Source organism: Longimycelium tulufanense (assembly GCF_014645795.1).
Classification (GTDB): Bacteria; Actinomycetota; Actinomycetes; order Mycobacteriales; family Pseudonocardiaceae; genus Longimycelium; species Longimycelium tulufanense.
On sequence record NZ_BMMK01000002.1, the window covers coordinates 338,217 to 351,283 of the forward strand.

Below are 13,067 nucleotides of genomic sequence, written 5' to 3' on the forward strand. Positions count from 1 at the left end.
ATGGTGGCGATCCAGACAGGAAACCTGCCGCACACCTTGCCGCCCCCGGAACAGATGCTCGTCTCCCGCGCAGTGGTCCGCTGGGCAGAGACGTATCTCCTCTACCCGGATGGCCCGGTGGCGGGCCAACCCTGGCGGTTCACCGCAGAGCAGAAGCGTTTCCTTGCCTGGTGGTATGCGACCGACCCGAACAACGGCCACAAGTGGCTGTACCGGCGGGGGATCATTCAGCGCATCAAGGGTTGGGGCAAGGGACCCTTGGGCGCGGCGATCGCGCTCGTTGAACTTCTCGGACCCTGCCGCGCTGTCTATGACCGGTCCGCCCACACCTGGCGTGCGGGCCGTAACCCTACGGCCTGGGTCCAGTTTGCGGCCGTGTCGGAGAAGCAGACCGCCAACGCCTTCGACATGGCACGCGGACTAATCGGGAACCGTAAAGAGATCGACGGTATCCCGGTGGACTCCGGCCTGACCCGCATCTACGCGGGGGCCAACAACGAACGCCGTTTGGAGCCCGTGACCGCTGCCTTCGCCACGCTGGAAGGCGCGAGGCCCACGTTCGTACTGGCCGACGAGACGCAGCACTGGACCGACAGCACAGGCGGCCACAAGCTCGCGCGAGTCCTGCGCCGCAACCTGGGCAAGAGCCGGGGCGGTGCCGCACGGATGCTGGTCACCACCAACGCTTTCGCTCCTGGTGAGCAGTCGGTGGCAGAGCTGGACTATGAGGCGTTTCGTGCGCAGGAGGAAGGCCGCTCTCGCACGACCGGAATCCTCTACGACTCGGTTGAGTCGGACATCCCCGTCATGGACTTGGCGGATGAGGCCACGCTTCGTGCCGCGCTGGAGGACGTCCGGGGGGATGCCACCTGGCTCGACATTGAGCGGATCGTGGAGGAAATCTACGACCCGGCCACCCCTCCAGCGGACTCCCGCAGGTTCTACCTCAACACCATCATCGCTGCGGAGGATGCCTGGCTTGCCCCGCACGAGGTGGACCAAGCCGTCACCGAGCTGCGGATCGAGGACGGTCGGATGGTCGCCCTTGGTTTTGATGGGTCCCGCGCCCAGGACGCCACTGCGTTGGTCGCGACTGACATTGAGACCGGCCACGGTGAGCTGCTGGGTGTATGGGAGCGGCCGGACCTCCCAGGCTACGACGGCTGGGAGGTCCCACGCCACGAGGTGGACGCTGCTGTCCACGCGGCGTTTCGCCGGTTCCGGGTCGCGGCGATGGGCTGTGACCTCGCCTACTGGGAGTCCTACGTGGACTCTTGGGCGGATGCCTATCGGGACCGGGTGTTCTGTGCCGTCTCGCCCAAGGGCGTCTTCAGCTTCGACATGCGCGGCCGATTGGCGGACTTCACCGCTGAGGCGGAGGCCACCGAGGCGGCGTTCCGCAACGGCGCGATCACCATTCACCAGCATCCGGCGTTGGTTCGCCATTTGAAGAACGCACGCCGTCGCCCAAACAAGTACGGCATCGGCATCGGCAAGGAAAGCCGGGGCAGTGAGCGCAAGATTGACGCTGCTGTCGCCTTGGTGATCGCACGGAGGGCGCGACGTATCGCTCTGGAAAAGGGTGTGCTCCAACGATGGAAGTCCACTCGTCCTGGGCGGTTGGTTGGCTTGTTCTAGCCCCGAAGGAGGGGGTAATCATGGTGGCCCCCTCGACGGGATTGCGGGATGCCTTGGAACGGTCGCTCGGCCGGTTCATCGACGAGTATCAGCGATACTCCTACATTGAGGCGTATCTGACCGGGAAGCATGACCCGCCCTATGTGCCGAAGCACGCCCACCGCGAATATCGCAATCTGCTCCAGCAGTCGGTGTTGAATTTCCTGCCGTTGATCGTGACGGCGGTGGCGCAGCAGCTCTATGTGGAGGGGTACCGCAAGCCGGACTCGCCCGATGATGACTCGGCCTGGGAGTATTGGCGGCGCAACTCCATGGATGCGTGGCAGCACTCCGCGCACCGTGACGCCCTCTCTTATGGTGTCTCCTACATCCTGGTTCTCCCGGGCGACAAGGCCCCGGTCATCCGTCCTGTGTCCCCGCTGGCGATGACCGCCCTGTATGAGGACCCCATTCACGACGAGTGGCCGGTATGGGCGCTGCATCACAGCATCGACTACACCACGGGTACGAAGCGATCCAAGGTGCACCTGTACGACGCGACCAACGTCCACACCTACGTTGGTGACTACGCGCTGGGCGTGGCAATCGATCTCGACTCGTTTGAGCTGGTCGAGACCAAGGCGCACGGTTTGGGCGTGTGCCCGGTGGTGCGAATGCGCAACACGCTCAGCCTGTCCCCCAACGTGGCTCCCGCTGGGGAGATCGAGTCCCTGATCCCCACCCAGGACCGGCTCAACAACCTCGTTCTGTCCGAAAGCATGATCGCGCAGTACGCGAGCTTTCGGCAACGGTGGGCCACGGGCCTGGTAATTCCTGAAGACCCGGCCACGGGCCGTCCCGTCGAGCCGTTCAACGCGGCCGTGAATCGCCTGTGGGTGTCCGACTCCACGGACACCAAGTTTGGAGAGTTCGCCGAGTCGGACATTACGAAGATCCTGGCGGCGATCAACGAGACCGTCAAACACATGAGCGCCATCTCGCAGGTGCCTCCCGTATACCTGCTGGGTGACATCGTCAATATGTCCGCTGAGGCGCTGGCTGCCTCTGAGGCGGGCCTCCAGCGGAAGGTCACCGAGAAGCGCACCGTCTTTGGTGAGGCGTGGGCTCAGGTCATGCGCCTGGCGGTCGTGGCCGACGGTGCGACGACCGCGGAGTCCCAGTACGACAACCGGATCGTCTGGCGCGACACCGAGGCGCGTTCCATGGCTTCCACTGTGGATGCTCTGGGCAAGCTGTCCCAGATGCTTCACGTGCCCCCGGAAGCGCTCTGGGAGCGGGTTCCGGGCGTTACGAGTTCCGACGTTGCGGCATGGAAGCAGATGGCCCAGGAGGCGGACTCCCTGCGCACCATGCTCGGGATGCTGGACTCCCAGGCCGCCACGCTTGGGGCGAGGCAGGCCCGCCCGGCTGGGCGGGATAAGGCCCGTCCGGGAACCAACATTCCGGGGGTGCCCACGACGGCCGAGGACGGCCACGGGACCCCCTCTGAGAAGAAGAGAGATACGTGACCACGGCCGACACGCTCTCTCAGGACTACTACCAAGACCAGTTCGCCCTTCGGGCCTCGGCGATTCGCGACCTCACCGCGTTGTGGCCCCTGCTTGACCCTGACGATCTGGACCGATCGTTCCCGGGATTGGTCGCCGCGTTGGTCCGCCTGGTCGATTCCTACCGGTACCAGGCCGCCCGCCTGGCGGATGGCTACTACCGGGATCTGAGGGAGTCGGAGGACATCCCTAGTGGGTGGATCTCCAGTCAGGTTGAAGAGCTGCCCGTGGGCCAGCTCTTCGATTCGCTGCTGTCCACGGGACCCATCGCGATCAAACAGGCGATCCAGCACGGTGTCCCCCTCCAGCGGGCCATGGACAACGGACTCGTGGGCGCGGCAGGCGCGGTGACACGTCATGTCCTCAACGCGGGACGGGACCAGATCACGTCCAACGTCCGCCAGGACGAGCACGCCCGGGGATGGTTCCGTGTCGCGTCCCCTCGGGCGTGCGCGTTCTGCGCGATGCTAGCCAGCCGAGGCCCCATGTACCGCACCCGGGCCACCGCTGGCTTCCGGGCGCACGACTACTGCATGTGCTACCCGCGCCCGATGTGGCGACGCAGCCAGGCGTGGCCATCCATCTCCGAGGAGTACGCGAACCTGTGGACCGCCTCTGAGGGTCGTGGGGGAGCACACCGTGACGCGGCCGAGGAAAACAAGCGTCTGAACGACTTCCGCCGCGAGTTGTATGCGCATCGAAACGAGTAGCCCAGGCGGCTACCCCGGTCCCAGGAGGACAACGTGACCGACACGACTGAGCAGCCCACCCCGGCTGAGAAGGCTGCACCCGAGGCCACCCCGGAGCCGACCGGTGTTGACGCCCTGCCCGAGTGGGCACAGCGGGAGCTACGTCAGGCCCGCCAGGAGGCGGCGAACTACCGCACCAAACTTCGCCAGGTCGAGCCCCTGGCCCAGCGGGCTAAGGAGCTGGAGGACACCGGCACGTCTGAGGTGGCACGGCTGGCTGAGCAATTGGAGGCGTCCCGTTCGGAGCTGCTGGAGCTGAAGACGGAGCTAACGCGTGAGCGGGTGTTGCGGGAGTACCGCCTGTCGGAGGATCTGGCGGGCTTCTTGGCGGGCGATGAGGACACGATGCGCTCTGCTGCGGAGCGGCTGTCCAAGCTCGTCACCACGCAGAACTCCACCACGTTGCGCAGCGCGCCCGTGGCCAGGCTCCAGTCCGGCGGCTCAGCCCCGAACACCGATGACGACATTGATCCGGACGCCCTTGCCGCGAAGGTCTTCACGCGCGGCACCGTCCTGTGAGTGATCTACCCCAAGGATTCGTATGGCTATTTCCCCAACAATGCCTCGCGCCGAGAATGGTCTTCTCAAGCAGGACGCGAAGCTTGCCGCGACCGCTCTCAGCCTGCTTGAGCGCCGGCTCATCCTTCCGGGCCTGTTTGATCGGCACGCCGAAGGCGAGTTTCGCGGTGCTCTGGGCGACACGATCAACGTCAAGCGGCCGTCCAAGCTCAAGGCTAAGCGGCGTGCTCTTCGCGCGACGGGCACGTTTGAGCGGTCGGTCCTCAACGAGTGGAGCATCCCGGTTCGCTTGGCCGACAACGTCTACAGCGCGATCAACCTGCCGGACGAGATGCTGACCCTCGATGTCGAGTCGTTTGCCACTCAGGTCATCGATCCGCAGATCCGCGCGATTGCCGAGGACTATGAGGACATGGTGGCCACCAAGATGGAGGCCAGCTTCGGTGATGGCGGCACGCTGGACCTGTCCAAGGTCACCGATGATGAGGCGAAGGCCGCGCTGATCCGGCGACACCTGACGTCGCTGCGTAAGGCCCTGAACGCCGAGAATGTTCCGACCGCTGGCCGCTACGCCGTGCTCGGTGGCGAGATCGAGCGGATTCTTCTCACTGACCCGCACCTGACCAAGGTGGACGAGTCCGGCAGCGCGAGCGCTCTGCGTGAGGCCGTCATCGGCCGCCTGTACGGCTTCACGTTGCTGTCGTCCAACGCGGTCCCCGAGAACGCTTTCTATTCCTTCCACGGGTCGGCGTTACAGCTCGTGTCGATGGCCCCCGCCAACCCGCAGGGCGCAACCTACTCGACGTCCCTGTCCGCCAACGGCGTGGCGCTGCGCTACATCCGGGACTACGACTTCGAGCAAGCGACCGACCGGTCCCTGATTAACGTCTACACCGGAATCGGTGAGGTCAAGGACATCCCCGCGAAGGAGGATGTCTCAGGCATCACCGACCCTGCCGTGTTGCTGTCCAAGGCCACGCAGGTGCGCGGCCTGAAGACCACGGTCAAGCTCACCGCGTCGGCCACGCGCTGAGCCTTTCCTGGAGGCAGCGATGGTGATGTCAACGTTTGCTGCCCTGGAGGACTTTACGGCCCGATTGTCCGCCCCGTTGCTGGAGTCGGAGCGCGGTCGGGCAGTGGCCCTGCTGGAGGACGCGACCACGCTGATCCTCACTCATCTCGGGTGGCCCGCCGTGCCGCCGTCGTTTCCCCCCGCGCTGCGGGTCGTGTGTGTGAGCGTGGCCCTTCGGTGCTACCTCAACCCCCTGGGAATCACGTCGGAGCAGATGGGCGACTACTCCTACCGGAGGGCGTCCACCTCGGTCGCTGGGATGTCGCTGACCCGAAACGAACAACGGATGGTGGACCGCGCTGTCGGGCGCTCAGCCGCCACAACGGTCCGTACTCCTCTGGAGATCGACGACACCGACCGCGCCACTTGGTCCCCACTGGTCCACCGGGAGTGGGGGTACTACCGGTGATCTCTCATCACCTCCTGCGGGACGTCGTGACCGTGTGGCGTCCCCGGTGGGCGACTGACCGCTATGGCAACCGCACAACGAGCTATCCACGTGAGCTGGCAGCCCAGCACCCCTGCCGGCTATACATGACCGCGGGGCGAGAACAGGAAAAGTACCGGGAGACCGCTGTCACCACCTGGTTTCTCCTGCTTTCCCCCGAAGTACCCATTGATTACCACTGCCGCGTCACGTACAAGACGCACAGCTTTGACGTGGAGGCCGTCCAGCCCAGGCGGAACTGGGGCGGCGTGAGCCACCTGACCGTGCGCTTGAGAGAAGTGGAGGGATGGACCGATGGCGCGAGTGGAGATGAGCATGGCCGGCGTTAAGGCTATCCTCCAGAGCCCAGAAGCCTATGCGGTGCTAGGCAAGAAGGCCCGCGACGTCAAGGCGCGCTGCGAGGCCACCGCACCGGTCCGCAGCGGCGACTACGCCGCGAGTTTCCGGATCAGCGGGGGCAGACAGAAGCAGACCGACGCCGCCGTGGTGTACGTGGGCTCCGATGATCCTGCCGCCGCGCACATCGAGTGGGGCACCAAGAACTCCCCCTTCGGTCCGACACCGCCGCATCACACGATGGCCAATGCTCTGACGGCGGTGATCGAGTGAGGCCGTTCGTCTTCGGTGATGCCGAGGCGTCCGTGCTGGCCTACCTCCGGGACAAGATGCCGGAACTCGCGTCCGGCACCGACTTTCCCGTCACTGAACCGTCCGCGCCGTACCTGGTGGTACGGCGCTACGGCGGCAACTACCGGCCACCCGCCATCGACTACGCCCGGTTCAGCATCGAGACGTGGTGCACGTCCCGATCCCTGGCGCAGGACACCCTTCAGGCAGCGCTGGGGTGGCTCTTCGTCGCCCACCTGGAGAACCGCACCTACACCGCGCTAGATGGCACCTTGCTGCCCCGCATCACCAAGGTCTTCGTCGAGAGCGGACCCCAGTATTTCCCCGACGGGGTATCCACGGAGCATCGGTGGATCTCCACCGTCGCCGTCTACATGCGCGCCCTGGAGTCACATGAACCGTGAGAGTGTCCGCATTGGACGAGTTGGGGAGGTCTACTTCTCCACTGACGACCTGAGTCCACTGGAGGTTGCCCAGGCCACGGACGCCAGCCTTCCCATTCCTGCACGGTTCTCGTCAGTGGGCTTGCTGAGCGATGACGGGTTCGAGCACGAGTTCTCCGAGGACGTCAAGGAGATCACCAACTGGACCAGGGGAAATGTCTCCCAGATTATCCGTGGCCGCGTGCTGACCATGAAGTTCACTGCTCTGGAAACCAGCGGCACCACGGTGGGCATGTTCTACGGCAGCGACGCCCAGGGCAACGAGCTGAACGTCGTACTCACCGTCACCAACGGATACTCCCGACGCCCGTGCTACGCACTGCTCTACTGCATATACGACGGGCCGGTCCAATGGCGTCTCTTCGTTCCCCACGCCCACGTCACCGAGCTGGACGCACCCGAGTTCACGCCCGGTGGCATGGTGAAGTGGGGCATCACGTTCAAGGCCATGGACAACGCGGGGTATCTCGCCACGTGGTCGACCAACGACCCCACCGTTACCCAGGGACATGGGGTGGCCCCTCCCCGAATCTTCCTGCCGGAGCTGGTGGGCCGAACAGGCAGAGTCCGCCCCTGGGACACGGTGGGTGGGCTCGGGATGCTGGGCGCGACCGTCACCGTCGAGACCAGCGACGGGCAGCGAGGCACCTTTCCAGTCGGCCCGGACGGCTACTGGTGGGCGGATCTCCATGACTTCCCCCCTGACCAGGAAATCACCGTGACCGCCACGCAGACCTACCAGGGCTGGGAGTCGGACCGTGCAGTGCACACGATCCGCACCTTTCCGCGCCCCAAGACCCCGCTCGTGTCCAGTGTGGTTACCACCAAGCATGACCTCACCGTGCACTGGCACACCGAACCCACCAGCGCCACACGATGGGTGTTCCGCGTGTGGGACCCAGCAACACCGGACGCTGTCCACGACGTCGGGGAGACCTCCACCCCGGTCGCCGAATCCCGCCTCTCACTGGACCCCTTCCCCGAACTCTGGGGCCGAGACCTCCTACTCCGCATCGACGCGGAAGGAGACGGAGGGACCACCTCCTCCAACGGCCTGCCGTTTCGGGTGGCACGCCTCACCTCCCCCACCCTCGTCCACGCCTCCTGTATGGCACGGACACTCACGACCGAGTGGCAGCCAGCGAGCGGCACGACCGTGAACCAGTACGAGGTGCGGATCTCCGCGTTACCCGATCCGATCGCCCTCGTGCCAGGGGACACCACACAGTGGACGGGCGAGATTCCCGCGACGTGCACACCCCACACCACCTACACAGTCTCCGTCCTGGCACAGATGAGCGACGGCACAGAGTTGTCCTCCTCGCCTCTGGCGTTCACCGCCGGCTACGGTGGCGCACTTCTTCAGGACATCAGCTCCGCTGACCTCACCGACACCACGGTCACGATCCGATGGCAGCTCACGGAGCTGACCCCTCCCACCGTGACTTCCTGGACAGTCCTGTACGGACCGGCAACCTCTTCGCAACTCACCACAGTCACGACGAACCTGCCCCCTGACAGCCATGAGACGTCCTTCACGCTCCAGCACCCGTCCTATGGCTGGCAGGCCAAGCCCGGTGACCGCATGGCGGTTCAGGTGGTGGCCACGACCACGCCGAGCGATCCCACCTATCGCTCCAACACGCAGACGTTTCTCCTTCCCGCCTGACCGGAGACAGACTATATGGTCTACAGCTTCAACAACGCGGCGGTCCGCGTCGCCACGACCGGTGCGATCTACTTCGCCGATGACGAGACCGGCACCCGCTATGACACGCTCAAGGACAAGGTGAAGAAAGTTGACGTCGCTCTGGCTGACACCGACTTCCAGCACCTCGGCTTCCTGTCTGAGGACGCCGTAGAGCACGAGTTCGATGACGACATTGAGGACATCCCCTCCTGGCAAGGAGGAATCGTCCGCTCGATCGTGAAGAGTCGCAGCGCCACCTTCAAAATTGCTTCCCTGGAGACCTCTCGGGAAGCGTTGAGCCTCTTCTACGGTGCAGACGTCACGACCGACACGGGTGTTCACAGCCTGGACGTCGGCGCGAATGTCGCCCGAAAGAAGATGATCTGTGTCTTCGAGTTCCGGGACGGCCACCTCCCGAGCGGCACGGAGCGCGTGTACCGGATCGTGCTGCCCAGCTCCCAGGTGACGGAGCTGGAGTCTCCCAAGTTCACCGCTGGTGATGCAGTGACGTGGGGCATGACGATCAAGGCTCTCGGTAGTCGTCACCCGCTGCTGTCGATCTACACCAATGATGACCAACTCGCCGCGCCCGCTCCGCCGCCGGACACCAGCGACAATTGATCAGGCCCTGATCTCTCGGGGAGCCCAGGCGCAGGGGCTCCCCTTTTTCATGCCCTCTTTCTTGGAGATTCGATGACTCAGCCAAACAAGGCACGCCTCAAGCTGGAGACCCTTCGCGCACCGATTGTGGAAGCCGCCCACCGCATCGAGTTCCAGCTTGCCGGCGAGGTCTTCAGTCTTCCCCCGGTGGAACTGTGGCCGGACGAGGCGCTTGAGGCGATGCCCAAGGCCGGAGACGAGCCCGACATCCGCAACATGGTGACGGTGGCCCGGCACGTGTTGGGCGACGACTACCCGCGTTTCCGAAACGCTGGCGGACGCGCCATGGATGTGTTCCTCGTGCTGGCGCACCTGGCGGAGGACCAGGGCGTGACGCCGGGGGAATGATCGCGCTCGTTGGACTGCTGCGGCAGTACGCGGCCGAGATTGACGCCGACTTCTTGGCGATATATGGGCTCGATCTTCGTGCCCTCGGCACGGCCGCGCTGCCCTGGGGACGGTTCAACGCGCTTCTTCACAGGCTCCCCTACGACTCTCACTTAATGCGTGCCGTGCGGGGTGAACAGGAGCCCACCTGGACCCTGGACATGCACCTGATGGCGACCCTCATCGAAGCCGCACAGGTCACAAACTATCTCCTCGGGTCGCTCCTGCAAGCCAACGGCGCGAAGCGCAACCCAGTTTCCAAACCCACGCCCATCAAGCGTCCAGGCGTCGCCGACCAGCGGCAGGGCAAGGGCCTTGCATCGCTTATCGGAAAGCTCAGCGGGAGGCGAGATGGCTAGTCGTGGCTACAAGCTCGCCACCGGTTTCGTGGAAATCAAGCTCGGCGACGAGACAATTTTTGTTCGAGCAACCCAACAAGCGGTCCGCCGTGTCGCGGCGGACGCGGAGAGGGTTCTCTCGTCCCGGCTTTCCCGGGCACTGAACACTGTGTCCACCACCATCACGAACCTTGGTGTTCAGGCGTCCCTGTACCTCGCTCCCCTCTCCCTGGCGGTGGGTGATCTGGCACGCAAGGGGTGGGACATCGCCAAGTCCGTGGACCAGGCCGTCAACATGTACCAGCAATTCGGCCTGTCCGCCCAGGAAGCGAATGCGTTCGTGCGGCGTCTCTACCAGGACGCCAACGCTTGGGGTGTCGAATACAACAGCGTACTCACCACGAGTATGCGCCTCATGGGCATCTTTTCCGGCGACGCACAGCGTGTCGCGGAAGTAATGGGTGCTCTGGCCAACCTCACGGGCAAGTATCACCTCAACCAAGACCAGGCAAACCGCGTCTTCGTCGCCTTCGTCCAAATGTGGCAGAAGGGCAAGGTCGGCGCGGAAGAGATGACCCAACAAATGGGCGAGGTCATTCCCGCATGGGAGATTCTGGGCAAGGCTACAGGCAAGACGGTCCAAGACCTCCAGAATCTTTCCCAGAAGGGACAGCTTCTCTCCCAGGATGTCCTACCGAAGCTGGTCAACTACCTGAACACCGACCCCGACTTCGCCGGACGCGCGATCGCGAACGCCAACACCCTGCAAGGCCAGCTCAACATCCTCCACAACCAGATGAACATGGTATTCGGAGGGGCGTTCCTGGCGAACAATGAGAAGCTACTGGGGGCATTCAAAAACCTCAACACAGCACTACTCAACCTGAGCAACAGCGGGGCCATTGAGCGGTTCCTGACGCCCCTGATCGATGGCTTCGCACGACTCCTCAACTGGATCTCACAACTGAGCCCGACCACGCAGATGTGGATTGCGAAGGCGCTCCTCATCGGGGCGGTCCTGGGTCCCATCCTCCTTGTCATCGGCAAACTCATCGGACTCTTCGGCCAAGTGTCGGAGAAACTGGGTAAGGCTGGGGCCGCACTCAAGTCCTGGGCGTTCAACACCGATCGGGGGGTCAGGAGTTCCGTACGGTTCGGCCGCGCCGTCGACAGCACTTTTCGGGCAGTCAATAGCGCCGGTCAGGCGTTGATTCATCCGATCACCAGTGTCCGCCTGGGTCTGCTGCGGCTTGGTAGCGGTTTCCGCACGGCACAGACGACCGCATACGTGTTCGCCTCCAACGCGCTCGACAAGGTGCGATCCGGGGTTTCTTCCGCCGTCTCCGCTCTGGGGACCCTCAAGACTGCGGTCGGGGTGGGGGCCATCTCCGCCTGGGATGCGCTGCGCTCTGGCGTCATCCGCGCTGGGGACGCGCTCCGCCACTTTGGCACCTGGGCTGGCGTCACCGCCCTTGGTGCTCTGGAGCGCCTGAAGAGTGCGGCACATTCCACTCAAGTCGCGCTCGCTAACGGCCTTTCTCGGGCCTGTGACCTCGCTGCCCGCGGAGTCAAGCGGCTGGGGTCGGCAGCGGGCAGCGTGGCCCAACGCGGGTTCGGGGCAATGAAGATCGGCGTGCTGGGCCTCTTTGGTGTTCTCGGAACTGTCCTGCTGCAAAACGACGCCTTTCGGGCGTCGGTTGAGAATCTGGCAACCGCCATCGCTACCGCTCTAGGCGGCCCCCTGGCAGATGTGATCAATACGCTGACGACAGCGCTTCAGCCCGTTCTTCCGATCATCGCTGGGCTGCTTGCTCAGGTCGCAGCCCAATTCGTTTCCTTGATCGAAAAGTTGACACCGGTCCTGGTTCCAGCTCTTCAGCAGCTCGCAACCATCCTGTCGGGCAGCCTGGCCTTCATCCTGCCGTTGATCGCGAATGCACTCGTGGCCCTGCTTGGCGCGCTCGGTCCGGTCATTCCGGTAGTTGCGTCGCTGGCGGCCACATTGTTGGGCGCATTGCTACCGCCGTTAAGCACACTGTTCAGCACCTTGTCGGCCTCCCTGGGTCCCGTTCTGCCGATTATCACGAGCGCCATTCAACAGCTCTTTGGCGCTTTTGTTGAAATCGTGCCGATCGTGGTGCAATTCGGAGTCCAACTGCTCCAAATCCTGATCCCACCTGCGGTACAGATCATTGGGATTTTTGGCCAGGTGCTGAGCGCCCTGCGACCCCTGATGCCGCCTTTCACACAGATCATCTCGCTTGTGGTGCAGCTCGCAGCGCAATTCATCGGGGCATTACTTCCAGCGGTGACGCCGATCATTGGCGTCATGCTGAACCTGCTGTCGTCGGTGCTGCGCCCACTCATGCCCGTGATCACTAAATTGGCGGAATTGCTGGCTGGCGCGCTGGCCGTGGCTTTTCGTGTTCTGCAACCCGTGGTTGAAACCATCGCGGGTGCTTTTCGCAGGATCGTCGATGTAGTGCAGTCCGTCATTGGCACAATCGGCCGGTTGGTCGACAAAGTACGGGGTGCGGCGGGTGCCGTCAAGAATTTCCTCGGCGGATTGAACCCGTTTGCGGCTCCGATGACAGCGGAGTTTTCACTACTGCCGTCCTCGGCGGGGTCGATGATGCTCTTTACGGCTCCCGCGCCGATGGCACTCGCGTCACCAGCGTCGGCGATCAGCGAGTTGAGCGCGCCCGTGGGTATGGCGTCCGGGTCTTTGTCATCGTTGGAGCGGTCCGTCAGTGACTTGCAGGGGAGCATGGCGGAGTTTGGGCGCAGCCTGCGCCAGCAGCTTCGTGTCCCCGCGTTCGAGGAGGATGACCGGGGTTCCCGTCCGAGCCCTGCGGCTCCTCAGATCACGGTCAATGCCCAAACCAACGCGAACCCCTACGAGATCGGGCGTGAGATCGCGTGGCAGCTCAAGACCTCCGGACGGTGAGT

Annotated in this window: 13 protein-coding genes; all 13 read left to right on the top strand. The window is 64.1% G+C overall.

What is annotated here, in order from left to right; all coding sequences use genetic code 11:
• The 13 genes from IEY55_RS03860 (at position 1) to IEY55_RS03920 (ending at position 13,065) form a co-directional block, all read left to right on the top strand.
• Positions 1–1,638: a terminase large subunit domain-containing protein gene (locus tag IEY55_RS03860; RefSeq protein WP_229685965.1), complete on the top strand. Its 1,638-nt coding sequence runs from the start codon at positions 1–3 to the stop codon at positions 1,636–1,638.
• A gap of 20 nt (positions 1,639–1,658) precedes the next feature.
• Positions 1,659–3,146, top strand: a complete 1,488-nt coding sequence (locus tag IEY55_RS03865) for a phage portal protein (protein WP_189053909.1) — start codon at positions 1,659–1,661, stop codon at positions 3,144–3,146.
• Entirely contained in the window at positions 3,143–3,895 is a 753-nt protein-coding gene (locus tag IEY55_RS03870; RefSeq protein ID WP_189053911.1) for a VG15 protein, read from the top strand. Before IEY55_RS03865 ends, IEY55_RS03870 begins: the two co-directional genes overlap by 4 nt.
• A gap of 33 nt (positions 3,896–3,928) precedes the next feature.
• Positions 3,929–4,453, top strand: a complete 525-nt coding sequence (locus tag IEY55_RS03875; protein ID WP_189053913.1) for a hypothetical protein — start codon at positions 3,929–3,931, stop codon at positions 4,451–4,453.
• A gap of 22 nt (positions 4,454–4,475) precedes the next feature.
• Complete coding sequence (locus IEY55_RS03880) at positions 4,476–5,486, top strand: major capsid protein (RefSeq protein WP_189053914.1); 1,011 nt, start codon at positions 4,476–4,478, stop codon at positions 5,484–5,486.
• Positions 5,487–5,505: 19 nt separating this feature from the next.
• On the top strand, positions 5,506–5,934 hold the full coding sequence (locus IEY55_RS03885; protein WP_189053916.1) for a hypothetical protein: 429 nt from the start codon (positions 5,506–5,508) through the stop codon (positions 5,932–5,934).
• 333 nt (positions 5,935–6,267) lie between these two features.
• The gene (locus IEY55_RS03890) at positions 6,268–6,582 is read left to right on the top strand and encodes a hypothetical protein (RefSeq protein ID WP_189053918.1); all 315 of its coding nucleotides are present in this window, start codon (positions 6,268–6,270) and stop codon (positions 6,580–6,582) included.
• Complete coding sequence (locus IEY55_RS03895; RefSeq protein WP_189053920.1) at positions 6,579–7,004, top strand: hypothetical protein; 426 nt, start codon at positions 6,579–6,581, stop codon at positions 7,002–7,004. The genes IEY55_RS03890 and IEY55_RS03895 overlap by 4 nt, the downstream gene beginning before the upstream one ends.
• Complete coding sequence (locus tag IEY55_RS03900; protein ID WP_189053922.1) at positions 6,994–8,712, top strand: phage tail tube protein; 1,719 nt, start codon at positions 6,994–6,996, stop codon at positions 8,710–8,712. Before IEY55_RS03895 ends, IEY55_RS03900 begins: the two co-directional genes overlap by 11 nt.
• A 15-nt stretch (positions 8,713–8,727) precedes the next feature.
• Positions 8,728–9,354 carry a phage tail tube protein gene (locus tag IEY55_RS03905; protein ID WP_189053924.1) on the top strand — a complete coding sequence of 209 codons (627 nt, stop codon included), beginning with the start codon at positions 8,728–8,730 and terminating at the stop codon, positions 9,352–9,354.
• Positions 9,355–9,426: 72 nt separating this feature from the next.
• The gene (locus IEY55_RS03910; RefSeq protein WP_189053926.1) at positions 9,427–9,741 is read left to right on the top strand and encodes a hypothetical protein; all 315 of its coding nucleotides are present in this window, start codon (positions 9,427–9,429) and stop codon (positions 9,739–9,741) included.
• Positions 9,738–10,139: a Gp15 family bacteriophage protein gene (locus tag IEY55_RS03915; RefSeq protein WP_189053928.1), complete on the top strand. Its 402-nt coding sequence runs from the start codon at positions 9,738–9,740 to the stop codon at positions 10,137–10,139. Before IEY55_RS03910 ends, IEY55_RS03915 begins: the two co-directional genes overlap by 4 nt.
• On the top strand, positions 10,132–13,065 hold the full coding sequence (locus IEY55_RS03920) for a tape measure protein (RefSeq protein ID WP_189053930.1): 2,934 nt from the start codon (positions 10,132–10,134) through the stop codon (positions 13,063–13,065). The genes IEY55_RS03915 and IEY55_RS03920 overlap by 8 nt, the downstream gene beginning before the upstream one ends.
• The last annotated feature ends 2 nt before the right edge of the window (positions 13,066–13,067 follow it).